At 48.4% G+C, this 455-nt stretch carries 1 protein-coding gene; it reads left to right on the forward strand.

The window, feature by feature from the left end:
- The coding region (locus AACT35_RS10055) for a transposase (protein WP_143596751.1) at positions 1-455 on the forward strand (455 nt) is incomplete at its 5' end.

The following is a 455-nucleotide window of genomic DNA, read 5'->3' on the forward strand; positions in this document are numbered from 1 at the left end:
CGGGAAAACGGTGGGTCTGGGGTCGTCTGGTCTATGTCATCGCTACTCGTCTTGACTCGAAACAAAAATCGAAGCAAACGGATGATGATTTTCTGATTATCATCACGGCCCATGAGCCTCAAAATGCTTTAACAGATTACCGTCGGCGTTGGGGGATTGAGACTCTGTTTGGAGCCCTCAAAACCCGTGGCTTTTGCTTGGAATCGACTCATTTTATCGATAAGAGACGTTTGTCGAAGCTGCTGGCTCTGTTGGCCATTGCGTTTGTCTGGGCGATGAAAGCGGGTTTATGGCGACATAGTCAGAGGCCGATTCGCATTATCAAGGCCCATGGCCGTCGAGCGCGGAGTTTGTTTCGCTATGGTTTTGACTTATTACGTCGCTTTTTTACCGTTTCTACCCAACCTCTACTTGGGTCAGGGTTTCACCCCATACAATTTTTGTCCTGTACTTAG

The sequence above is a fragment of the Synechococcus sp. BDU 130192 genome (assembly GCF_963876085.1).
Classification (GTDB): Bacteria; Cyanobacteriota; Cyanobacteriia; order Cyanobacteriales; family MRBY01; genus MRBY01.